The sequence below is a fragment of the Paraburkholderia caffeinilytica genome (genome assembly GCF_051027425.1).
GTDB lineage: Bacteria > Pseudomonadota > Gammaproteobacteria > Burkholderiales > Burkholderiaceae > Paraburkholderia > Paraburkholderia caffeinilytica_A.
This window is the reverse complement of record NZ_CP186552.1, coordinates 419,049-439,659: the sequence shown is the minus strand read 5'-3', so window position 1 is coordinate 439,659 and position 20,611 is coordinate 419,049. Positions and strand designations below refer to the sequence as shown.

General features: G+C 61.7%; 23 protein-coding genes and 1 tRNA gene. 19 read left to right on the top strand and 5 right to left on the bottom strand.

Annotation, left to right across the window (positions count from 1 at the left end):
• Positions 1-35 precede the first annotated feature (35 nt).
• From kdsD to ACOSV0_RS01940, 11 genes are all read left to right on the top strand, one after another.
• Positions 36-1,019 carry an arabinose 5-phosphate isomerase KdsD gene (gene kdsD, locus ACOSV0_RS01990; protein ID WP_408239639.1) on the top strand — a complete coding sequence of 328 codons (984 nt, stop codon included), beginning with the start codon at positions 36-38 and terminating at the stop codon, positions 1,017-1,019.
• Positions 1,019-1,579 carry a KdsC family phosphatase gene (locus ACOSV0_RS01985; RefSeq protein WP_434108374.1) on the top strand — a complete coding sequence of 187 codons (561 nt, stop codon included), beginning with the start codon at positions 1,019-1,021 and terminating at the stop codon, positions 1,577-1,579. Before kdsD ends, ACOSV0_RS01985 begins: the two co-directional genes overlap by 1 nt.
• Positions 1,576-2,184 carry an LPS export ABC transporter periplasmic protein LptC gene (lptC, locus tag ACOSV0_RS01980; RefSeq protein ID WP_434108372.1) on the top strand — a complete coding sequence of 203 codons (609 nt, stop codon included), beginning with the start codon at positions 1,576-1,578 and terminating at the stop codon, positions 2,182-2,184. The genes ACOSV0_RS01985 and lptC overlap by 4 nt, the downstream gene beginning before the upstream one ends.
• A gap of 20 nt (positions 2,185-2,204) precedes the next feature.
• Positions 2,205-2,876: a lipopolysaccharide transport periplasmic protein LptA gene (lptA, locus tag ACOSV0_RS01975; RefSeq protein ID WP_434108370.1), complete on the top strand. Its 672-nt coding sequence runs from the start codon at positions 2,205-2,207 to the stop codon at positions 2,874-2,876.
• On the top strand, positions 2,873-3,658 hold the full coding sequence (gene lptB, locus ACOSV0_RS01970) for an LPS export ABC transporter ATP-binding protein (protein ID WP_408294863.1): 786 nt from the start codon (positions 2,873-2,875) through the stop codon (positions 3,656-3,658). Before lptA ends, lptB begins: the two co-directional genes overlap by 4 nt.
• A gap of 186 nt (positions 3,659-3,844) precedes the next feature.
• The gene (locus tag ACOSV0_RS01965; protein WP_434108367.1) at positions 3,845-5,362 is read left to right on the top strand and encodes an RNA polymerase factor sigma-54; all 1,518 of its coding nucleotides are present in this window, start codon (positions 3,845-3,847) and stop codon (positions 5,360-5,362) included.
• Between the two features lie 170 nt (positions 5,363-5,532).
• Positions 5,533-5,889, top strand: coding sequence for a ribosome hibernation-promoting factor, HPF/YfiA family (gene hpf, locus ACOSV0_RS01960; RefSeq protein WP_168792503.1), 357 nt, complete (start codon positions 5,533-5,535; stop codon positions 5,887-5,889).
• 288 nt (positions 5,890-6,177) lie between these two features.
• Positions 6,178-6,693: a PTS sugar transporter subunit IIA gene (locus tag ACOSV0_RS01955; protein ID WP_408214054.1), complete on the top strand. Its 516-nt coding sequence runs from the start codon at positions 6,178-6,180 to the stop codon at positions 6,691-6,693.
• 140 nt (positions 6,694-6,833) lie between these two features.
• Positions 6,834-7,802 carry an HPr(Ser) kinase/phosphatase gene (gene hprK / locus ACOSV0_RS01950; protein WP_012431656.1) on the top strand — a complete coding sequence of 323 codons (969 nt, stop codon included), beginning with the start codon at positions 6,834-6,836 and terminating at the stop codon, positions 7,800-7,802.
• Between the two features lie 105 nt (positions 7,803-7,907).
• Positions 7,908-8,801 carry an RNase adapter RapZ gene (rapZ, locus tag ACOSV0_RS01945; RefSeq protein WP_434108364.1) on the top strand — a complete coding sequence of 298 codons (894 nt, stop codon included), beginning with the start codon at positions 7,908-7,910 and terminating at the stop codon, positions 8,799-8,801.
• A 39-nt stretch (positions 8,802-8,840) separates the two neighbouring features.
• Positions 8,841-9,473: an LON peptidase substrate-binding domain-containing protein gene (locus ACOSV0_RS01940; RefSeq protein ID WP_434108362.1), complete on the top strand. Its 633-nt coding sequence runs from the start codon at positions 8,841-8,843 to the stop codon at positions 9,471-9,473.
• 27 nt (positions 9,474-9,500) lie between these two features.
• On the opposite strand, the gene mutY is transcribed toward ACOSV0_RS01940, so the two are convergent.
• Entirely contained in the window at positions 9,501-10,625 is a 1,125-nt protein-coding gene (gene mutY / locus ACOSV0_RS01935; protein WP_434108360.1) for an A/G-specific adenine glycosylase, read from the bottom strand.
• A gap of 6 nt (positions 10,626-10,631) precedes the next feature.
• Positions 10,632-11,462, bottom strand: a complete 831-nt coding sequence (gene mutM, locus ACOSV0_RS01930) for a bifunctional DNA-formamidopyrimidine glycosylase/DNA-(apurinic or apyrimidinic site) lyase (RefSeq protein ID WP_434108358.1) — start codon at positions 11,460-11,462, stop codon at positions 10,632-10,634.
• An 87-nt stretch (positions 11,463-11,549) separates the two neighbouring features.
• On the opposite strand from mutM, the gene ACOSV0_RS01925 reads away from it, so the two are divergent.
• The 8 genes from ACOSV0_RS01925 (at position 11,550) to hisC (ending at position 18,850) form a co-directional block, all read left to right on the top strand.
• Positions 11,550-13,391, top strand: a complete 1,842-nt coding sequence (locus ACOSV0_RS01925) for a tetratricopeptide repeat protein (RefSeq protein ID WP_434108356.1) — start codon at positions 11,550-11,552, stop codon at positions 13,389-13,391.
• On the top strand, positions 13,391-14,023 hold the full coding sequence (lolB, locus tag ACOSV0_RS01920; protein ID WP_434108354.1) for a lipoprotein insertase outer membrane protein LolB: 633 nt from the start codon (positions 13,391-13,393) through the stop codon (positions 14,021-14,023). Before ACOSV0_RS01925 ends, lolB begins: the two co-directional genes overlap by 1 nt.
• Before the next feature lie 73 nt (positions 14,024-14,096).
• Positions 14,097-14,978, top strand: coding sequence for a 4-(cytidine 5'-diphospho)-2-C-methyl-D-erythritol kinase (gene ispE / locus ACOSV0_RS01915; RefSeq protein WP_434108353.1), 882 nt, complete (start codon positions 14,097-14,099; stop codon positions 14,976-14,978).
• Between the two features lie 50 nt (positions 14,979-15,028).
• Positions 15,029-15,105 (top strand) — tRNA-Gln (locus tag ACOSV0_RS01910).
• 45 nt (positions 15,106-15,150) lie between these two features.
• The gene (locus tag ACOSV0_RS01905; protein ID WP_006048037.1) at positions 15,151-16,107 is read left to right on the top strand and encodes a ribose-phosphate pyrophosphokinase; all 957 of its coding nucleotides are present in this window, start codon (positions 15,151-15,153) and stop codon (positions 16,105-16,107) included.
• Positions 16,108-16,271: 164 nt separating this feature from the next.
• Positions 16,272-16,895, top strand: a complete 624-nt coding sequence (locus ACOSV0_RS01900) for a 50S ribosomal protein L25/general stress protein Ctc (protein ID WP_434108350.1) — start codon at positions 16,272-16,274, stop codon at positions 16,893-16,895.
• Positions 16,896-17,037: 142 nt separating this feature from the next.
• Positions 17,038-17,640: an aminoacyl-tRNA hydrolase gene (gene pth / locus ACOSV0_RS01895; protein ID WP_434108348.1), complete on the top strand. Its 603-nt coding sequence runs from the start codon at positions 17,038-17,040 to the stop codon at positions 17,638-17,640.
• 130 nt (positions 17,641-17,770) lie between these two features.
• Positions 17,771-18,850, top strand: coding sequence for a histidinol-phosphate transaminase (gene hisC, locus ACOSV0_RS01890; RefSeq protein ID WP_434108346.1), 1,080 nt, complete (start codon positions 17,771-17,773; stop codon positions 18,848-18,850).
• Positions 18,851-18,983: 133 nt separating this feature from the next.
• On the opposite strand, the gene ACOSV0_RS01885 is transcribed toward hisC, so the two are convergent.
• The 3 genes from ACOSV0_RS01885 to rsmD form a co-directional block, all read right to left on the bottom strand.
• Positions 18,984-19,241 (bottom strand): YfhL family 4Fe-4S dicluster ferredoxin, encoded by a 258-nt coding sequence (locus ACOSV0_RS01885; RefSeq protein ID WP_434108344.1) that lies wholly within the window; start codon positions 19,239-19,241, stop codon positions 18,984-18,986.
• A 63-nt stretch (positions 19,242-19,304) separates the two neighbouring features.
• Positions 19,305-19,820, bottom strand: a complete 516-nt coding sequence (gene coaD, locus ACOSV0_RS01880) for a pantetheine-phosphate adenylyltransferase (protein WP_097391227.1) — start codon at positions 19,818-19,820, stop codon at positions 19,305-19,307.
• 111 nt (positions 19,821-19,931) lie between these two features.
• Positions 19,932-20,546: a 16S rRNA (guanine(966)-N(2))-methyltransferase RsmD gene (gene rsmD, locus ACOSV0_RS01875; protein WP_434108342.1), complete on the bottom strand. Its 615-nt coding sequence runs from the start codon at positions 20,544-20,546 to the stop codon at positions 19,932-19,934.
• Between the last annotated feature and the right edge of the window lie 65 nt (positions 20,547-20,611).

The following is a 20,611-nucleotide window of genomic DNA, read 5'->3' as shown; positions in this document are numbered from 1 at the left end:
GCGCGGCGAACAAGCGCCTTTGCTATACTCCGCGAATGATAGCGAAAATCAATGGCGACCGGGCACTCGCGCTCGCTCGTGACGTGCTCGACATCGAAGCGGACGCTGTGCGCGCGCTTCGCGATCAACTCGACGATGGCTTCGTCGGGGCGATCGACTTCATCCTGGGCTGCCGTGGGCGCGTCGTCGTCTCCGGCATCGGCAAATCCGGCCACGTGGCCCGCAAGCTCGCGGCCACGCTCGCCAGCACCGGCACACCGGCGTTCTTCGTTCACCCGGCGGAAGCCAGTCATGGCGACCTGGGCATGGTCACGGCAGACGACGTGTTCCTCGCCCTGTCCAATTCCGGTGAAACGGAAGAACTCGTGGCGATCCTGCCGCTCATCAAGCGGATCGGCGCGAAGCTGATTGCGATGACCGGGCGTCCGTCGTCGAGTCTCGCACAACTGGCCGACGTGCATCTGAATTCCGGCGTGTCGAAAGAAGCCTGTCCGATGAATCTTGCGCCGACCGCCAGCACCACCGCCGCGCTCGCGCTCGGCGATGCGCTCGCGGTCGCGGTGCTGGACGCGCGCGGTTTCGGCCGGGACGACTTCGCCCGCTCGCATCCGGGTGGCGCGCTGGGCCGCCGCCTGCTCACTTATGTGCGCGACGTGATGCGCACCGGCGACCAGGTGCCGAAGGTCACGCCCGACGCGACCGTGCGCGACGCGCTGTTCCAGTTGACCGCCAAGCGCATGGGCATGACGGCGATCGTCGATCACAACGATCACGTGGCCGGCATTTTCACCGACGGCGACTTGCGCCGCGTGCTCGAACGCGACGGCGATTTCCGCGAATTGTCGATTGCCTCGGTCATGACCGCAGGCCCGCGTACCATCGGTCCGGATCATCTTGCTGTCGAAGCTGTGGAACTGATGGAGCGCCACCGCATCAATCAGATGCTGGTCGTCGACGAAGCAGGCAAGCTGATCGGCGCACTCAACATGCACGACCTGTTCTCGAAGAAGGTGATCTGATGGCTGTCGCCCCCCTTACCGCCACTGAACGCGCCAGCCGCGTCAAGCTGATGATTTTCGACGTCGACGGCGTGCTGACCGACGGCGGCCTGCTGTTCACGGCGGAAGGCGACACGATGAAGGCGTTCAACTCGATGGACGGCCACGGCATGAAGTTGCTGCGCCAGGCCGGCATCGAAACGGCGATCATCACCGGGCGCAAGTCGGGCATCGTCGCGGCGCGGGTCAAGGAAATGAACATCGCCCACGTCTATCAAGGCGTGCAGGACAAACCCCAGGCGTTCGCGGACTTGTTGAAGCAAACCGGCAGGACGGCCGAGGAATGCGGCTATATGGGCGACGACTGGGTCGATCTCGGCGTGATGCTGAAGGTCGGCTTCGCGGCGGCGCCGGCCAATTCGCATCCGGAAGTGATCGCGCGCGCCCACTGGGTCAGCGAGGCGCGCGGCGGCCATGGTGCGGCGCGTGAAGTCTGCGACACCCTGCTGCGCGCGCAGCACAAATATGAAGCGCTGCTCGCGGCAGCCTGTAGCGGCGAACAGCGGGGCCTTGTCGGATGAATCAGTTTCGCTGGACCTCGCTGATTCCGCTCGTCGCGATGGCGGCGCTCGCCGGTATTACGTGGTGGCTGCTGCAAGCCACGCTGCCGCGCCAGAACGAAAGTGTGGTGCGCCCCAAGGAGCACACGCCCGACTACTTCGCGGACAACTTCTCGGTGTCCGAACTCGATCAGTCGGGCTCCACCCAATACCGTCTGACCGCCACCAGTCTGATCCACTATGAAGACGACGAACTGAGCGATCTGGTCAAGCCGGCCATGCGCGCGTTCCAGCCCGGCAAGCCGATCGTCACCGCCACCGGCGACACCGGCAAGGTGAACGGAGACGCCTCGATCGTCGATCTGTACGACAATGCGCGCATCCTGCGGGCCGCCGGCAACGGCGATCCGCCGATGCAAGCGGATTCGCAGCATTTTAGGGTGCTGGTCAACGACGATGTGATCGAGACTGAAAAGCCGGTTAAACTTCAGCGCGGCATGTCTGTGATGACTGCCAGCGGCATGAACTACAACAACGTCACCCGGGTAATGCAGCTGTTCGGCAATGTGAAGGGCGCGATTGCCGCGTCCGAAGGCTCCGCCAGCTCGCCCAAGCAACCCGGGTAATCCATTCCAGGCGTGACTGCATGAACGAATCGTTCCCCCGTTTTGATACCGGCCGCTCGCGTACCCTGTCCGCGTGCCGCGCCGGACTCGCTGCGCTAATCGTCGCGCTGCCGCTCGCCGGCTTCGCGCCGCTTGCGCACGCCGACCGCGCCGACAAGGACAAGCCGCTGAACGTCGAAGCGGACAACATGACTTACGACGACCTGAAGCAGGTCAATATCTTCACCGGCCACGTGGTCGCCACCAAAGGCACGATCGTGATCAGGGCCGACCGGGTCGAAGTGACGCAAGACCCGCAGGGCTACCAGTACGCCACCGGCACGTCGAGCGGCGGCAATCTGTCGTATTTCCGCCAGAAGCGCGAAGGCCTCGACGAATACATCGAAGGCACGGCAATCCGCATCGACTACGACGGCAAGCAGGATCTGACCACGCTCACCACCAACGCCACCGTAAAACGCCTGCAAGGCCTTTCGACGGTCATGGATCAGGTGCATGGCAGCGTCATCACGTATGACGGCCAGAACGACTTCTACACCGCGAAGGCAGGCAAAGATGTCGCCGGCCCGGGCAACCCGACCGGCCGCGTGCGCGCCATGCTGGCGCCGCGCAACGGCGGCGCCGCGCCGCTGAACGGCGCGTCGGCCACGCTCGTGCCGTCCACCTCGATCCAGGGAGCACCGAACCAGTGAGTTCCTCCGCGTCCCTTCCCAATCGCAAACCAGCCGGCACCAGCAGTTCACTGGTGGTCCGCAACCTGAAGAAGCGCTACGGCTCGCGCACGGTCGTCAAAGACGTCTCGCTCGACGTGAAAAGCGGCGAAGTGGTCGGCCTGCTCGGCCCCAACGGCGCCGGCAAGACCACGTCGTTCTATATGATCGTCGGCCTCGTGCCGCTCGATGCGGGTGAAATCGATCTGGACGGCAAGTCGATCAGCTTGCTGCCGATTCACAAGCGCGCGTCGCTGGGCTTGTCGTATCTGCCGCAGGAAGCTTCCGTGTTCCGCAAGCTCAGCGTCGAGGAAAATATTCGCGCAGTGCTGGAATTGCAGGTCGAAGACAACGGCAAGCGGCTCAGCAAAGACACCATCACGAGCCGCACCGAGGCCTTGCTCGACGAACTGCAGATCGCTCACCTGCGTGAAAATCCGGCGCTGTCGCTGTCCGGCGGCGAGCGCCGGCGGGTTGAGATTGCACGTGCGCTGGCCACCAATCCGAGCTTCATTCTGCTCGACGAACCGTTCGCGGGCGTCGATCCGATCGCGGTGCTGGAAATCCAGAAGATCGTCAAATTTCTGAAGCAGCGCAATATCGGCGTGCTAATCACCGACCACAACGTGCGCGAAACCCTCGGCATCTGTGATCACGCGTACATCATCAGCGACGGCAGCGTGCTGGCCGCCGGTGCGCCGAGCGACATCATCGAGAACGAAAGCGTGCGGCGCGTCTATCTGGGCGAGCACTTCCGCATGTAAGCGCACAAGGGATTACCGGCGGCGCGAGCGCGCACCCGCCGGCCCCTTTGCGGCATCCGCACATCAGCATTTTTGACCCGGGCCGTCTTGCGCCCAACGCCGCCGGAAAACGGGCGCACGCGTAATTGCGGGTGTCGCAATGTATCGCGGTCGTGGCAAACTCTCTACAATGAATCTCAACTTGCCATGAAAGCCAGCCTCCAACTCCGCCTATCGCAGCATCTTGCGCTGACCCCACAACTGCAGCAGTCCATCCGGCTGCTTCAGCTGTCCACGCTCGAACTGCAGCAGGAAGTCGCAATGGCGATCTCGCAGAATCCGCTCCTCGAGAACGAGGACGACTGGATCGCGAGTCCCCTGCGCGTGGCGGCCGACGGTTCGCTGATCGCCCAGTCGCCCAACTCCTCCCCGCCGCCCGACCAGATGGGCGGCAACACGTCGTCTTCGTCCACCAGCAGCAGCGAGCGCGCCGAGAACGGCGAGCCTCAGGGTGTCGACGAATACAACGGCCTCTCGAACGACAGCAACGGCGACGCGTCGCAATGGGATCTCGGCGACTACGGCCGCTCCGGCAATGCCTCGGACGACGACGATCTGCCGCCGCTGCAAATCCACGAATCGAGCACCTCGCTGCGCGATCACCTGATGGCGCAACTTCGCGTCACCCAGGCGAGTCAGCGCGACCGAGCGCTGATCACCTTCCTGATCGAATCGCTCGACGACGACGGCTATCTCGCCGCCACGCTCGAGGAAGTGCTGGCCGATCTGCCTGAAGAGCTCGAAGTCGATCTCGACGAAATGAATGCCGCGCTTGCGCTGCTGCATAGCTTCGACCCGGCAGGGGTCGGCGCGCGCTCCGCGTCGGAATGTCTCAAGCTGCAATTGCTGCGGCTCGAACGCTCGCCTACGCGCACGCTGGCGCTCGACATCGTTGCCCATCATCTGGAATTGCTCGCGGCACGCGACTTCACGCGCCTGCGTAAGCATCTGAAAGCGAACGACGACGATTTGCGCGATGCGCACGTCCTGATCCGCTCGCTCGAGCCGTTTCCCGGCGCCGCTTACGGCAAGGCGGAAGCGGACTACGTCGTGCCGGACATCATGGTGCGCAAAACGGCACAGGGCTGGCAGGCGGAGCTGAACCCGGAAGTGGTGCCGAAGCTGCGCATTAACCATCTGTACGCGAATATTCTGCGCAATAACCGGGGCGATCCGGGCAGCGGATCGTTGCGCCAGCAACTGCAGGAAGCGCGCTGGCTGATCAAAAATATCCAGCAGCGCTTCGAGACGATCCTCCGGGTTGCGCAAGCTATTGTCGAGCGTCAAAAGAGCTTTTTTGTGCACGGCGAAATTGCCATGCGCCCCTTGGTTTTGCGAGAAATTGCTGATACGCTGGGCCTACACGAGTCAACTGTCTCCCGTGTGACAACCGGTAAATACATGCTGACCCCATTCGGGACGCTTGAATTTAAGTACTTCTTCGGATCACACGTTTCGACTGACACAGGCGGCGCGGCCTCTTCCACGGCCATTCGCGCGCTCATCAAGCAACTGATAGGAGCGGAAAACCCGAAATCTCCTCTTTCAGACAGCCGCATAGCCGAACTGCTGGCGGAACAGGGCTTCGTGGTCGCACGGCGTACCGTTGCGAAGTATCGCGAAGCGCTCAAGATTCCGGCAGTTAACCTGCGCAAGTCTCTGTAGCCCGCCGCCTCCCGCGACGGGCATTTACCGGCCGCTCCGCAGTTGGCGGACAGGCCGGCCGATGCGACCTGCCAGAAGTCAGTCACCGGGGGGCGACTCAGGCAAGCCGACAGATCGACCGGACCTTCGTCATCGTGCGGACCAAGTGGCCTTTAGCTTGGAGAAGCACTATGAATCTGCAGATCAGTGGACACCACCTCGAAGTAACGCCTGCGTTGCGCGAATACGTGATCACCAAACTGGATAGGGTGCTAAGACATTTTGATCAGGTAATTGACGGCAGTGTGGTCCTCTCGGTCGACAACCACAAGGAAAAGGAAAAGCGTCAAAAGGTTGAAATCAACCTGCATCTCAAGGGCAAAGACATCTTTGTCGAGAGCTGTGACAGCGATCTCTACGCTGCGATCGATCTGATGATCGACAAGCTCGACCGGCAAGTGATACGCCACAAGGATCGCCTGCAAGGCCATGCGCACGACGCGATCAAGTACCAGCCGGCGCCGCAACTGGACGTGCCGCCGCAATAAGGGAAATTGGAAGGTTTCTCCTTATTTTTCTTCTGTTTTCCTTAGCCAGCCAAACCGCCCGAAACCGGGCGGTTTTTCGTTTCCCGGCTCCCTTCCCGCACGCCGGCGCCGCATGGATCATGATTCAAATAAACCCATATTGCATCGATGGCGCGCCGCACCATCGGCGGCTACCCTGTTCTATAATGTTCCGGTTACCATCGGGGTCAAGTTAGCTCAAACGGAAATCGGTCGGCCGGAGTCCTGCGCTTTCGGACTCCAACGCACGTCGCCGCGAGCATCAAACGAATGGAATCCCAATCAAACGCCCCAGCGAGGAGAATCCAGGCCACGTTTTCGCCTGTCAACATGAATCGTTTAGCCAAATTTCTTCCCCTCGAGAACGTCGTCGTCGGACTATCGGTCACCAGCAAGAAGCGCGTATTCGAGCAAGCGGGCCTGATCTTCGAGAACCAGAACGGCATCGCCCGTAGCACGGTCACTGACAATCTGTTCGCGCGTGAGCGCCTCGGATCGACCGGACTAGGCGAAGGCGTCGCGATTCCGCATGGCCGGATCAAAGGCTTGAAGCAGCCGCTCGCCGCATTTGTCCGTCTTGCCGAACCCATCCCCTTCGAATCGCCCGACGGTCAGCCGGTCTCGCTGCTGATCTTTCTGCTCGTGCCCGAGCAGGCCACCCAGCAGCACCTCGAAATTCTTTCGGAAATCGCCCAGTTGCTGTCCGATCGCGAAGCCCGCGAGCGCCTGCACACGGAAGAAGACCGCGAATCGTTGCATCGTCTGCTCACTCAGTGGCAACCTTGATGCATCGGCGGTTATCCGCACGTCGCCTATTCACCCGGCTCCCCGCCTGCAGGCGGGTACAGCCAGGCGAGGTGCGCGGTCCGCGTTAACGAGGCCGCATCCTTTCCCAGGCAAGCGGTCCACACGGGAGTCACCGACTCATGGATACGTCCAGCATCAACGCCCAGAGCATTTTCGACGACAACGCCGCCATGCTGAAGTTGAGCTGGCTGACGGGGCATGAAGGCTGGGAGCGCGGCTTTTCTTCGGAATCGGTCGCCAATGCCACGTCGAGCGCCGACCTTGTTGGCCACTTGAACCTGATCCACCCGAACCGGATTCAGGTGCTCGGCGACGCCGAAATCGACTACTACAAGCGCCAAACCGACGAAGACCGCTCGCGCCACATGGCCGAGCTGATCGCGTTGGAGCCACCGTTTCTGGTGGTGGCGGGCGGCGTCGCCGCTCCGCCGGAACTGGTGCTGCGCTGTACGCGCTCGTCCACCCCGTTGTTCACCACGCCCATGTCCGCCGCCGCGGTGATCGACAGCCTGCGCCTCTACATGTCGCGCATTCTCGCGCCGCGCGCCACGCTGCACGGCGTATTTCTCGACATTCTCGGCATGGGCGTGCTGCTCACCGGCGATTCCGGTCTCGGCAAGAGCGAACTCGGGCTGGAGCTGATCAGCCGCGGCCACGGCCTCGTTGCTGACGACGCCGTGGATTTCGTGCGCCTGGGCCCGGATTTCGTCGAAGGACGTTGCCCGCCGCTGCTGCAAAATCTGCTCGAAGTGCGCGGTCTCGGCCTGCTCGACATCAAGACGATCTTCGGTGAAACCGCGGTACGCCGCAAAATGAAACTGAAACTAATCGTGCAACTGGTACGCCGCCCCGACGGTGAATTCCAGCGCTTGCCGCTGGAAAGCCAGACTGTCGATGTGCTCGGCTTGCCGATCAGCAAAGTTACGATTCAGGTTGCGGCCGGCCGCAACCTCGCAGTTCTGGTCGAAGCGGCTGTTCGCAACACGATCCTGCAGCTGCGCGGCATCGATACACTGCGCGATTTCATGGACCGCCAGCGTCTGGCAATGCAGGACCCGGATAGCCAGTTTCCCGGCAAATTGATCTGAGTCCGCGACACCCCGCGCCATGTCACGCCGCAGCTAACGGCAGGCTGCGGTGGTACACGCATGGGGACCAGATGCTATGATGAACTGTACGGATTTCACGACTCCATGCGCATAATCCTGATCACCGGTATTTCCGGCTCCGGCAAGTCAGTTGCCCTGAACGCGCTTGAAGACGCAGGCTATTACTGCGTCGACAATCTGCCGCCGCGTTTTTTGCCGCAACTGGCCAATTATCTCGCCGACGACGGCCAAGAACGCCTCGCGGTCGCGATCGACGCGCGCTCGAGCGCTTCGCTCGACGAAATGCCCGCCATGATCCGCGACCTGTCACGCGCCCATGACGTGCGCGTGCTCTTTTTGAACGCAAGTACGCAGTCGCTGATTCAACGCTTCTCCGAAACACGCCGCCGCCATCCGTTGTCCGGTTCCACCGCGCATGACGCCGACGTCGGCTTGTTGACCTCGCTTGCCGAAGCGATCGAACGCGAACGCGAACTCGTGGCCGGCCTCGCCGAATTCGGCCACCAGATCGACACCAGCAATCTGCGCGCGAATGTGCTGCGTGCATGGGTCAAACGGTTTATCGAACAGAAAGATGCGGGGCTCGTGCTGATGTTCGAGTCCTTCGGTTTTAAACGCGGCGTACCGCTCGACGCCGATTTTGTTTTCGACGTACGCACGCTGCCGAACCCGTACTACGATCATGAATTGCGGCCGCTCACGGGCCTCGACAAACCGGTCATGGATTTTCTCGACGCATTGCCGGTTGTGCATGAAATGATCGGCGACATCGAAAAGTTTCTCGTCAAATGGCTGCCGCATTTTCGCGACGACAACCGCAGTTATCTGACGGTCGCGATCGGTTGCACGGGCGGCCAGCACCGCTCGGTGTTCATTGCGGAGACGCTTGCCGCGCGTCTCGCAACCTCGGCCAATGTCATTGTGCGGCACCGCGATGCGCCGGTTACCATCGGCGAATCATCGAAGTTAGTGGCTTAACTGGCCGCATCGCGCGGCCTCAACTCGAAGCGTTGCGCCATGCCTTCTTCTACTGTGCTTGCCGATGTGCCGCTGTTTCCGCTGCATACGGTGCTGTTTCCCGACGGACTGCTGCCGCTGAAAATCTTCGAAGCGCGCTACCTCGATATGGCGCGCGACTGTCTGCGTGAAAAAACGCCGTTCGGCGTGTGTCTGCTGAAAAGCGGCGCGGAAGTAGCGCGCGAAGAAGAGCCTTCGGTGCCCGAAGCAATCGGCTGTCTCGCCGAAATCGAAGAGTGCGACGTCGAAGCCTTCGGCATGCTGCTGATCCGGGCGCGCGGCACACGGCGGTTTCGCCTGCTGTCGCACCGCGTGGAGGCGAGCGGCTTGCTGGTCGGCATGGCGGAACCGCTCGAAGACGACATGCCGCTGGAAGGCAATGAGCAACTGGCCAAATTCGGCGCATGCGCGGAAGTGCTCGAACGGATCATCGCAACGATCCGCGAACGCGACCCGGACAGCTTGCCGTTCGCGGAGCCGTTCAGGCTGGAAGATCCGTCATGGGTGTCGAACCGGCTCGCGGAAGTATTGCCGATCGCCCTTCGTGCAAGGCAAAAACTGATGGAATTGCAGGATGCCGGCGCGCGAATCGACGTGGTTCATCACTATATGCAGCAGCATCAACTGCTTTGATTCGACGTGCTTTCGGCTCTGAGTTGGCTAAAGGAGCGAGCCGTGCAGACTATCCAGCAGTTTGCGCACCGGCGCGGGCACACCGAACGAATCGAGATCGCTTAGCGCAACCCATGCGGTGTCCGCGTCGCCTAACGCAGCCAATGCACCCGCGCCGCGATCCAGTTCAGCGAGCCGCGGCTCGATATCCAGCTTGAAATGCGTGAAGACGTGCGTAAGCGGCGCGAGCGGCGAAACCGCTCCGTCGCTACCGAAGGCGCGCGCACGCTCGGCGAGCGCGGCTTCGCCGGCAGCTTCTGGCAGGCTCCACAAACCGCCCCAGATGCCTGACGGCGGACGCTTTTCCAGCATCACGGCGTTACCGTCGCGCAGCACCAGCATCCACGTGCGGCGCGTCGGCACCGCTTTCTTCGGCCGTGCGGTGGGCAGTTCACGCTGACGTCCGGTGACGTTCGCCACGCAATCGGTGGCGAACGGGCAGCGCAGGCAGTCCGGCTTGCCGCGCACACACAACGTCGCACCGAGGTCCATCAGGCCTTGCGTGTACGCGCTGACACTCTCGTCCGATACGTTGGACGGCAGCAGCGATTCCGCCAGCGTCCACATCGCATTCTCGACTTTCTTTTCGCCCGGAAAACCTTCGACGCCGAATACGCGCGCCAACACGCGCTTCACGTTGCCATCGAGAATCGTGGCGCGCGCGCCGAATGCAAACGAGGCGATCGCCGCCGCCGTCGAGCGGCCGATGCCCGGCAATTCAGCGAGCTCGTCGGCCGACTCGGGAAACGCGCCGCCATGCTGCTCGACGACCACCTGCGCGCAACGATGCAGATTGCGCGCGCGCGAGTAATAGCCGAGGCCGGCCCACAACGCCATCACATCGTCTGCCGGCGCGGCCGCGAGCGAGGCAACATCCGGACACCGCGCAAGAAACCTGGCGTAGTACGGAATCACCGTCGATACCTGCGTCTGCTGCAGCATGATTTCCGACAGCCAGATGCGATACGGATCACGCGTGTTCTGCCAGGGCAGGTCATGACGGCCGTGCTGGCGCTGCCAGGCAATCAGCCGCGCGGAAAAATCGGCCATGACGGGAAAAGCGGGCGTAATGGACGAGGCGGACGAAGCGGACGGGCTTATACGGGAAGGCATCGAAATTTAGCGCTGGCAGGTGGGACAGAAATATGTAGAACGCTGCCCCTGCACGATCTGTTTGATCGGCGTTCCACACACGCGGCATGGCAGCCCCGCGCGATCATAGACGAAATAGTCGAGCTGGAAGTAACCGCTTTCTCCATCGCTGCCGACGAAATCGCGCAGCGTGCTGCCGCCCTTCTCGATCGCGGCAGCAAGCGTGACGCGCACAGCGTCCGCCAGCAAATCGTAGCGCACGAGCGAAATGCGGCCCGCCGCGGTGGTGGGCCGGATACCGGCGCGAAAAAGACTTTCGGACGCGTAGATATTACCCACGCCGACCACGATCTCCCCCGCCAGCAACGCCTGCTTCACAGACACCTTGCGCCCGCGCGTGAGCCGGTGCATCAACGCGCCGGAGAAGGCCGGCGAAAACGGCTCGACACCGAGGCCCGCGAGCAGCGGATGCTCGAGCACGTCGCCAGTTTCACGCGGGTGCCATAGCACGGCGCCAAAGCGCCGCGGATCGCGATAGCGCAAAATGAATTCATCGAAAATCCAGTCGACGTGATCGTGTTTCGCCGCGGAAGGCGGATGCGGAAGATGGCGCAGCACACGCAGCGTGCCGGTCATGCCCAGATGCACAATGAACCAGCCGGCATCGACTTCGAACAGCAGATACTTGCCGCGCCGCTCGACCTTGCGAACCACGCTGCCACGCAAGGTTTTCGCAAGGTCCGCCGGAATCGGCCAACGCAGCGCGGGCGTACGCACGTCGACGCGTTCAACCTTGCGCCCGGACACATACGGTTCGATCCCCCTTCGGGTAACCTCAACTTCTGGCAACTCTGGCATGTCTAACTGGTCTGCAACTTGCGTGAGTGGTTGTGCGCTTATTGTAGCGAGCGCGTTACAATCGTCCGAAACATTGAACGGATTTCCATGAACTTGTCCTTCGTGAAGCTGTTTTCGAAGCGCCCGGCTAGCGCATCCCGCGTGCCGCACGCCGTACCCGCTCGACGCATGCTCGGTGCCGCCGCACTTGCTGTCTGGGCACTGGCTGCGGTGCCCGCGCACGCGCAGGATCCATCGCCAGACTCGGATGACACGTCCGTCACCCTGCCGGACCCGCTCGGCCCGGCAACGGCAGAAGACCAGAAGTCTCTGCCAGGCGTGCCGCTGTCCAGCCAGATCGTATTCCAGGTGCTCGCCGCTGAAGTCGCGTTGCAACGCGACCAGCCGGCGCCCGCCTACCAGACCTACCTCGCGCTCGCGCGCGACACGCACGATCCGCGCATGGCGCAACGCGCCACGGAAATCGCGCTGGCTGCGCAAAGCCCGTCGGACGCGCTGGCCGCCGCGCAATTGTGGCAGCAGTATGCGCCGAATTCGGAACGCGCCGCGCAACTCGACGCGTCGCTGCTCGTGCTGTCCGGCAAACCGGATGACGCCGGGCCGATCCTCGCCGGTGAACTCGCGAAAGTGCCGGCCGACAATCGCGGCAGTGCGATTCTGGCGCTGCAACTGCTGCTCTCGCGCGGTCCGAACCGGATCGGCGGCCTGCACGTGCTGCAGGACCTGCTGAAGAACGACCTGAACCGTCCGGAAGCGCAACTGGCGATTGCACGCCAGCAGCTTGTCTCCGACGACGCGCCGGGCGCGCGCAAGTCGCTCGAACAGGCGCTCACGCTCAAGCCGGACTATTTGCCGGCCGCGCTGATGCTGTCGCAGATGGGCCCAGAGGAGCGTAAGGAAGGCATCGCGTCGCTCGAAAAGTACGTGCAGCAGAATCCGAAGTCGCATGACGCGCGTCTCGCGCTGGCGCAAATGTACCTCGCGAGCGACCGTCTGGACGACGCGCAGAAGCAGTTCGAGGTCATGCACAAGAACAACGCGGCCGACCTCACGCCGCTGATGGCACTCGCGCTGATCAAGATCCAGCAGAAGAATTTCAACGACGCGCAAACTTATCTCACCCAGTACGCGCAGCAGGCTGAAAAAACGCCTGGCGCCGATCCGGGTCAGGCGTATATCTATCTTGCGCAACTGTCGCTCGAACAGAAGAATGAAGCAGCAGCCGGCGACTGGCTGAACAAGGTTTCGCCGTCGAGCCAGCAATTCGTGCCGGCGCAGATCACGCGGGCGCAATTGCTTGCCAAGCAGGGTAAGACTGAAGACGCGCGCAAGCTGCTGGCCGGCTTGCAGGCGCCCGATCCGCGCGACCAGGCGCTGATCGCACGCACCGACGCGGCCATTCTGTTCGACGCGAAGCGCTATCCGGAAGCGGAAACACGCCTGCAACAAGCCACTGCAAACTTCCCGGACGATCCCGATCTGACCTACGACTACGCGATGGCCGCCGAAAAAACCGGCCATTACGATGTCATGGAAGCGCAACTGCGCAAGCTGATCCAGACGCAGCCGGACAATCCGCAGGCTTACAACGCGCTCGGCTATTCGCTGGCCGATCGCAATCAGCGCCTGCCGGAAGCGGACAAGCTGGTCGAAAAGGCCTCGTCGCTGGCGCCGAACGACGCCTTCATCATGGACAGCGTGGGCTGGGTCAAGTACCGGATGGGCGATACGTCGGATGCCATCAAGCTGCTGCGCAAAGCGTACGACCTCCAGCCGAACGCCGAAATCGGCGCGCACCTCGGCGAAGTGTTGTGGAAAACCGGAGCGCAGGATCAGGCTCGCGCCGCCTTCCGCGACGCGCGCAAGCTCGAACCGGACAACGACACCCTGGTCAAAACGCTGCAACGTCTTCAGGTAAACGATCTTTGATGCGTCTTTCCCGCTTGATCTCCTATCCCCGGGCGCCGCGTGGCGCGGCGCTCGGATTCGTAGCGGCAGCGGTTGTTGCGTTGGCAGGTTGTGCATCGGTGAAACCGCAAGGGCCGTCCACGTCGAATGCGGCAACATCCGTCACAGCCCAGACCTCGCGTGCTTATCAAGGCCGTTTCGCGATCCAGTACAACGATCAGAACGGCCAGCAGCGCAACGCTTACGGCAATTTCACCTGGCAGGAAACGGGCGACACGGTCACCCTGCAATTGCGCAATCCGCTTGGGCAGACGCTCGCCATCGTGACTTCGTCGCCGGCTTCAGCCACGCTCGAACTGCCGAATCGCCAACCGCTCACCGCCGACAACGTCTCCACGCTGATGCAGAACGCGCTCGGCTTTGCGCTGCCGGTCGAAGGATTGCGCTACTGGCTGCAGCCTTCGCCGGCGCCGACTTCGCGCGCGAGAACCGAGAAGGATCCGGAACAGCCGTCGCGTCTGAAGCAGATCACGCAGGACGGCTGGACGATCGATTACCTGGCGTATGCGGACGCGCCGGCCACCGGAGTGAAGCGCCTGAATCTGAGCCGCTCCGAACCGCCGCTCGACATCAAGCTCGTGCTGGATCAGTAGTTCAGTAGCCGCGCCTGTTCGCACAACCCTTGCCGCTTCTTCAACGCCGCTATGGCGCATGTAGCCCTGACTCATGATTGAAACGACCGATTCGCTGCGCGATTGCCTCGCGCCAGCGAAACTGAACCTCTTCCTGCACATCACCGGCCGCCGGCCAGATGGCTATCACACGCTGCAAACCGTCTTCCAGTTGCTCGACTGGGGCGACATCCTGCACTTCAGGCGGCGCGACGACGGCCTCATTACGCGCAGCACCGAAATCGCCGACGTGCCGCCGGAACACGACCTCACCGTGCGCGCCGCAACGCTCCTGAAGGCACACACGGGCTCGCCCGAAGGCGTCGATATCGAAATCGACAAACGCCTGCCAATGGGTGCGGGTCTCGGCGGCGGCAGCTCCGACGCGGCCACCACGCTGCTCGCGCTAAACCGCCTCTGGAAGCTCGATTTGCCGCGCCTGGAGTTGCAGGCGCTGGCGCTGAAACTCGGCGCGGACGTGCCATTTTTTGTTTTTGGGAAAAATGCATTCGCCCAGGGTGTTGGAGAAGCTTTAGACGTTGTACAATTGCCGCCGCGTCATTTCCTGGTAGTGACGCCGAGGGTTCACGTTCCAACTGCAGCGATTTTCTCCGAAAAAACGTTGACAAGAGATTCGAAACCCCTCATAATTACGGACTTTCCTGCAGAACTTAGCTGCAACACTGAATGGCCAGAAAGTTTCGGCCGGAATGACATGCAGCAGGTTGTCGTGGGAAAATACGCGGAAGTAGCGCAAGTGTTGCGATGGTTTGAAGACATTGCACCAGCGCGGATGTCTGGATCAGGTGCAAGTGTATTTGCAGCGTTCCGTAGCAAAGCTGAAGCAGAAGCGGCGCAAGCCAAACTGCCCGGCGAATGGAATAGCGCAGTAACTGCAAGTCTCGATCAGCATCCACTCTTTACTTTCGCGTCATAAGTTTTGCATCGTCGAACGTTCCCTCGTTCGGTGAAGCTCAAAGTTAGTGTAGGGGAGTCGCCAAGTTGGTTAAGGCACCGGATTTTGATTCCGGCATTCGAAGGTTCGACTCCTTCCTCCCCTGCCAAAAATTCTCGCATTTCCCTCGCCCCCAGCCTGAAGTAGGTGCACGATGAGCAGCCATGACGGCCTGATGGTTTTTACTGGCAACGCAAATCCCGCGCTTGCACAGGAAGTCGTCAAAATCCTCGGTATTCCCCTCGGCAAAGCAATGGTTAGCCGTTTCTCGGACGGTGAAATCCAGGTCGAGATTCAGGAAAACGTGCGTGGCAAGGATGTCTTCGTCCTGCAGTCCACCTGCGCGCCGGCGAATGACAATCTGATGGAACTGATGATCATGGTCGATGCGCTCAAGCGCGCATCCGCAGGCCGGATCACCGCAGCCATCCCCTACTTCGGTTATGCCCGTCAAGATCGACGCCCGCGTTCGGCGCGCGTCGCCATCTCGGCGAAGATCGTGGCGAATATGCTGGAAATCGCCGGCGTCGAGCGGATCATTACGATGGATCTGCACGCTGACCAGATTCAAGGCTTCTTCGACATCCCGGTCGACAATATCTACGCTACGCCCGTGCTGCTCGGCGATCTGCGCAAGCAGAACTACGAGAACCTGCTGGTCGTTTCGCCGGACGTCGGCGGCGTGGTGCGTGCCCGTGCATTGGCCAAGCAACTGAATTGCGATCTCGCGATCATCGACAAACGCCGCCCGAAGGCGAACGTTGCCGAAGTGATGAACATTATCGGTGAAGTTGAAGGCCGCACCTGCGTGATCATGGACGACATGGTCGACACTGCAGGCACGCTCTGCAAGGCAGCACAGGTTTTGAAGGAACGCGGTGCGAAGCAGGTGTTCGCTTACGCCACCCACCCGGTTCTGTCGGGCGGTGCAGGCGAGCGTATCGCAGCTTCGGCACTCGACGAACTCGTTGTTACCGATACGATCCCGCTCGGCGAAGAAGCCCGCTCGTGCGCCAAGATCCGTTCGTTGACGAGCGCCGGTCTGCTTGCCGAAACGTTCTCGCGGATTCGCCGCGGCGATTCGGTGATGTCGCTGTTCGCTGAAAGTTAAGTATTTGCGAAGGCGCAACGTGCAATGCAACACCGCACGCTGCGCTTTTGCACAATTGGCATGAACGAACGAAGGTTCGTGCCATCGCTCTGGGGCCTCAGCCACAATGGCTTGGAGGCCCCGTTTTTACTGCCTGGTCGCGGGCAGTGCATTGGAGATTCAACATGAAAGTAGTCGCTTTCGAGCGTTCTTTGCAAGGTACGGGTGCGAGCCGCCGCCTGCGTATCTCGGGCAAGACCCCGGGTATCGTATATGGCGCTGGTGCTGAAACGCAATTGGTCGAACTGGACCACAACGCACTCTGGCACGCGCTGAAGAAAGAAGTTTTCCACTCGTCGATCCTCGAACTGGAAGTGGGCGGCAAGTCGCAACAGGTTCTGCTGCGCGACGTGCAATACCACCCGTTCCGTCAGCTCGTGCTGCACGTGGACTTCCAACGTGTCGACGCGAAGAAGAAGCTGCACACCAAGGTGCCGCTGCACTTCATGAACCAGGAAACCAACCCGGCAGTTAAGCTGTCGAGCGCGGTGATCTCGCACGTCCTCAACGAAATCGAAATCGAGTGCCTGCCGTCGGCACTGCCGGAATTCCTCGAAGTTGACCTGGCGAAGATCGAAGCTGGTCACTCGCTGCACGCCAAGGACATCGTCCTGCCGGCAGGCGTTGCACTGGTTGCTCACGTTGAAGCAGAAAACCCGGTCGTCGCAGCTGCAACGATCCCGGCTGGCGCAATCGCTGAAGGCGACGCCGCTGCTGCTGCAAGCGAAGGCGAAACGCCGGCTGCTTAAGCTGCACTGAGCGAGCAATCCTCTCGATCCGTTTCAATGAAACGGTCGATGTGACCCGCCGAGGTTCGCCCCGGCGGGTTTTTTTTCGGTTTTTTTCGGCTCGGCTGCGTTCGGCTCCCGGGCCAGATGGACCTACGCAATCATGATCAAGCTGATCGTCGGGCTCGGCAATCCGGGCGCCGAATATACCGCGACGCGCCACAACGCCGGCTTCTGGCTAATCGATCAATTGGCGCGTGAAGCAGGTACGACGCTGCGCGATGAACGACGCTTCCACGGTTTCTACGCGAAGGCGCGGCTTCACGGTGAAGAAGTGCATCTGCTCGAACCGCAGACGTACATGAACCGCTCGGGACAATCGGTCGTGGCGGTCGCGCAGTTCTTCAAGATTCTCCCGGACGAAATTCTGGTCGCACACGACGAACTCGATATGCCGCCCGGCAGCGTCAAGCTGAAGCTGGGCGGTGGCAGCGGCGGCCACAACGGGCTGAAGGACATCACCGCGCATCTGTCGTCGCAACAGTATTGGCGGCTGCGAATCGGCATCGGCCATCCGCGTGACCTGATTCCCGAAAGCGCGCGCGCCGGCGCCAAGCCGGACGTCGCCAATTACGTGCTGAAGCCGCCGCGGCGGGAAGAACAGGATGTGATCGATGCGTCGATCGAACGTGCGCTGGCCGTGATGCCGCAGATCATCAAAGGCGAGCTCGAGCGGGCGATGATGCAACTGCATCGCAACCCCTGAACGCCCCCGCATCCACGCATCCGTTTTTTCGCCGTTTCGCCGTTTCGCCGTTTCGCCGTTTCGCCGTTTCGCCGTTTCGCCGTTTCGCCGTTTCGCCGTTTCGCCGTTTCGCCATCGACAGGAGAATCGCTTGAGCCGCTACTGGAGTGACATCGTTCACCGTCTGACGCCATACGTGCCGGGCGAACAGCCCGTGGCCGCGCATCCGGTGAAGCTGAACACCAACGAGAATCCGTATCCCCCGTCGCCGCGCGTGCTTGAGGCGATCCGGCAGGAACTGGGTGGCGCGGGCGAGTCTCTGAGACGCTATCCCGACCCGACGGCACGCAAGCTGCGCGAAACGGTTGCCGCGTACCACGGCATTCGCCCGGAGCAGGTGTTCGCCGGCAACGGCTCGGACGAGGTGCTCGCGCTCACGTTTCAGGCCTTGCTGAAACACGATAAACCGCTGCTGTTCCCGGATATCACGTACAGCTTCTACCCGACCTACGCGCGGCTCTTCGAGGTCGACTATCGGACCATCGCGCTCGACGAGAGCTTCGCCATCCATGTCGACGACTACACCGCGCCTAACGGCGGCGTACTGTTCCCAAACCCGAACGCGCCGACCGGACGACCGCTGCCGCTCGCCGATATCGAGCGTCTGGTGGCAAGAAACACCGAATCGGTCGTGGTAATCGATGAAGCCTATGTCGATTTCGGCGCCGAATCGGCTATCACGTTGATCGACCGCTATCCCAACCTGCTGGTCATTCAAACGGTATCGAAGTCACGATCGCTGGCGGGCATGCGCGTCGGCTTTGCGTTCGGCAATCCGGAGTTGATCGATGCGCTGAACCGCGTGAAGGACAGCTTCAACTCGTACCCGCTCGACCGGTTGGCGCAAGTCGCGGCCGTCGCTGCATACGAGGACGATGCCTGGTTCCGCGACAGCTGCGCCAAAGTGATTGCGAGCCGTGAGCGGCTGGCGGCAGGTTTGACGGCACTGGGCTTCGAGGTGGTGCCATCGGCGGCGAATCTGCTGTTCGCGCGCCACGAAGGCTACGACGCAGCGACGCTCGTCGCACGGCTAAGGGAAAAGGAAATCTTCGTGCGTCACTTCAAGGCAGCGCGAATCGACCAGCATCTGCGAATCTCGGTCGGCACCGACGCCGAATGCGACATTCTGCTGGATACACTGCGCGATATCTTCAGCGCTTACGTCGGATAACGATGAGATAGCGACGGGATAGCGGGTGGGCGGAACAAGCTCGCACGCCACTGACACAACGCGTTGCCGCAAAAGAAAACGGCGAGGCAGACGCCTCGCCGTTTTCCATCATTCAACACTCAACATTCAACGCTCACGCGCCCTTCGCAGCCTGCAGCGCGTGATACTTCGCCATCAAACCTTCCGCGGTCTCCAGATGCTCAGGGTCGCGGGGAATGCACTCGACCGGGCAGACCTGAATACACTGAGGTTCGTCGAAATGACCGACACACTCGGTGCATTTCTTCGGGTCGATCACGTAGATTTCCAGGCCCATCGAAATCGCGTCGTTCGGGCACTCGGGCTCGCACACGTCGCAATTGATGCACTCGTCGGTAATCATCAAGGCCATACTTCTCTCACTTCGCGCCGGCCGAAGCCAGCTTTGATCCGTTAATGCGACAGTTTACGCCGGTTACGGTTGCCCCGCCGAGACACCGTCGTCCGGATCCAGCGCAGCGACTTTCTCCTTCAGCCATTTCTCGACAGAAGGAAACACGAATTTGCTGACGTCGCCGCCCAGTTGCGCGATTTCACGCACGATGGTGCCGGAGATGAACTGATATTGATCGGACGGCGTCATGAACATGGTTTCGACGTCCGGCAGCAGGTAGCGGTTCATACCGGCCATCTGGAACTCATATTCGAAGTCCGAAACGGCACGCAGGCCACGCACGATCACCCGGGCGTTATTGCTGCGGACAAAGTCTTTCAATAGCCCTTTGAAGCTCATCACCTGAACGTTCGGGTAGTGCCCGAGCACTTCATGAGCGATGTCCAGACGCTCTTTCAGCGTGAAGAACGGCTTCTTGTTGCGGCTGTCGGCAACGCCCACCACCAGCGTGTCGAAAATGCTCGACGCGCGCCGAACGAGGTCTTCGTGACCGCGCGTCAGCGGGTCGAACGTGCCCGGGTACACGGCGACTACCATGAGACTTCTCCTCTCTTCAGACAAATGGGCACGTCAAAGCGTCCACGCGACGCATTTGGCACCGACCGCACGCGTGACGGTAACCGTCCGCAGCTTGTTTTGGAACGCGCATTATTCCTTATTTTCGCGCTGCAGCAAATGAAAGTGGACAGCGCCCGCTTTGCCTTGCCGCACGATTTCCCAACCGGCGAGCGTCTCGTTCCCGTCCGGTTCGAGCGCTTCGCCTGCTTCCACGTACAGAAAACCTTCCGGGCTCAGCAGCGGCACGGCCAGAGCGAGCGCCTTGCCGAGCAGATCGCCGTCGAACGGCGGATCGAGAAAAACCACGTCGAACGATCCGGGAGCGAGACTCGCCGCGAGGCGCAAGCCGTCGGCTTCCGCGATTTCGATCGTCCGCGCCACCAGGCGCGCCTGGTTCGCGCGCAACTGGCCGACGGCCCGCGCGTTGCGCTCGACCATCAACACCCGCGCCGCGCCGCGCGAGGCGGCTTCGAAGCCGAGCGCGCCACTGCCGGCGAACAGATCGAGGCAGCGCTGACCGTCCAGACGTTGGCCGAGCCAGTTGAACAGCGTTTCGCGCACGCGGTCAGGCGTGGGGCGCAGGCCGTCGAGGTCGAGCACCGGCAGCGGCGTGCGCTTCCAGTCGCCGCCGATGATACGGATGGCGTGCGGCTTGCCGCCTTTGGACGAAGCGCCATGGGCGCGTGAAGGAGCAGAACGGGGCATGCAGTTTCGATTACGTTATGGAGGCGCCCGCGACGCCGATGCGTGCGGGTTGGAGCGCCAACGTT

What these genes read in the sequence shown, in the direction of transcription:
- ACOSV0_RS01940 (WP_434108362.1), top strand. Translation starts at nt 8,841, where the DNA reads ATGCCTTCTTCTACTGTGCTTGCCGATGTGCCGCTGTTTCCGCTGCAT.
- hprK (WP_012431656.1), top strand. Translation starts at nt 6,834, where the DNA reads ATGGATACGTCCAGCATCAACGCCCAGAGCATTTTCGACGACAACGCC.
- ACOSV0_RS01905 (WP_006048037.1), top strand. Translation starts at nt 15,151, where the DNA reads ATGAGCAGCCATGACGGCCTGATGGTTTTTACTGGCAACGCAAATCCC.
- hpf (WP_168792503.1), top strand. Translation starts at nt 5,533, where the DNA reads ATGAATCTGCAGATCAGTGGACACCACCTCGAAGTAACGCCTGCGTTG.
- ACOSV0_RS01985 (WP_434108374.1), top strand. Translation starts at nt 1,019, where the DNA reads ATGGCTGTCGCCCCCCTTACCGCCACTGAACGCGCCAGCCGCGTCAAG.
- coaD (WP_097391227.1), bottom strand. Translation starts at nt 19,820, where the DNA reads ATGGTAGTCGCCGTGTACCCGGGCACGTTCGACCCGCTGACGCGCGGT.
- mutY (WP_434108360.1), bottom strand. Translation starts at nt 10,625, where the DNA reads ATGCCTTCCCGTATAAGCCCGTCCGCTTCGTCCGCCTCGTCCATTACG.
- lptA (WP_434108370.1), top strand. Translation starts at nt 2,205, where the DNA reads ATGAACGAATCGTTCCCCCGTTTTGATACCGGCCGCTCGCGTACCCTG.
- ACOSV0_RS01900 (WP_434108350.1), top strand. Translation starts at nt 16,272, where the DNA reads ATGAAAGTAGTCGCTTTCGAGCGTTCTTTGCAAGGTACGGGTGCGAGC.
- lptC (WP_434108372.1), top strand. Translation starts at nt 1,576, where the DNA reads ATGAATCAGTTTCGCTGGACCTCGCTGATTCCGCTCGTCGCGATGGCG.
- kdsD (WP_408239639.1), top strand. Translation starts at nt 36, where the DNA reads ATGATAGCGAAAATCAATGGCGACCGGGCACTCGCGCTCGCTCGTGAC.
- mutM (WP_434108358.1), bottom strand. Translation starts at nt 11,462, where the DNA reads ATGCCAGAGTTGCCAGAAGTTGAGGTTACCCGAAGGGGGATCGAACCG.
- ACOSV0_RS01885 (WP_434108344.1), bottom strand. Translation starts at nt 19,241, where the DNA reads ATGGCCTTGATGATTACCGACGAGTGCATCAATTGCGACGTGTGCGAG.
- ACOSV0_RS01955 (WP_408214054.1), top strand. Translation starts at nt 6,178, where the DNA reads ATGGAATCCCAATCAAACGCCCCAGCGAGGAGAATCCAGGCCACGTTT.
- ispE (WP_434108353.1), top strand. Translation starts at nt 14,097, where the DNA reads ATGATTGAAACGACCGATTCGCTGCGCGATTGCCTCGCGCCAGCGAAA.
- lolB (WP_434108354.1), top strand. Translation starts at nt 13,391, where the DNA reads ATGCGTCTTTCCCGCTTGATCTCCTATCCCCGGGCGCCGCGTGGCGCG.
- rsmD (WP_434108342.1), bottom strand. Translation starts at nt 20,546, where the DNA reads ATGCCCCGTTCTGCTCCTTCACGCGCCCATGGCGCTTCGTCCAAAGGC.
- ACOSV0_RS01965 (WP_434108367.1), top strand. Translation starts at nt 3,845, where the DNA reads ATGAAAGCCAGCCTCCAACTCCGCCTATCGCAGCATCTTGCGCTGACC.
- ACOSV0_RS01925 (WP_434108356.1), top strand. Translation starts at nt 11,550, where the DNA reads ATGAACTTGTCCTTCGTGAAGCTGTTTTCGAAGCGCCCGGCTAGCGCA.
- rapZ (WP_434108364.1), top strand. Translation starts at nt 7,908, where the DNA reads ATGCGCATAATCCTGATCACCGGTATTTCCGGCTCCGGCAAGTCAGTT.
- pth (WP_434108348.1), top strand. Translation starts at nt 17,038, where the DNA reads ATGATCAAGCTGATCGTCGGGCTCGGCAATCCGGGCGCCGAATATACC.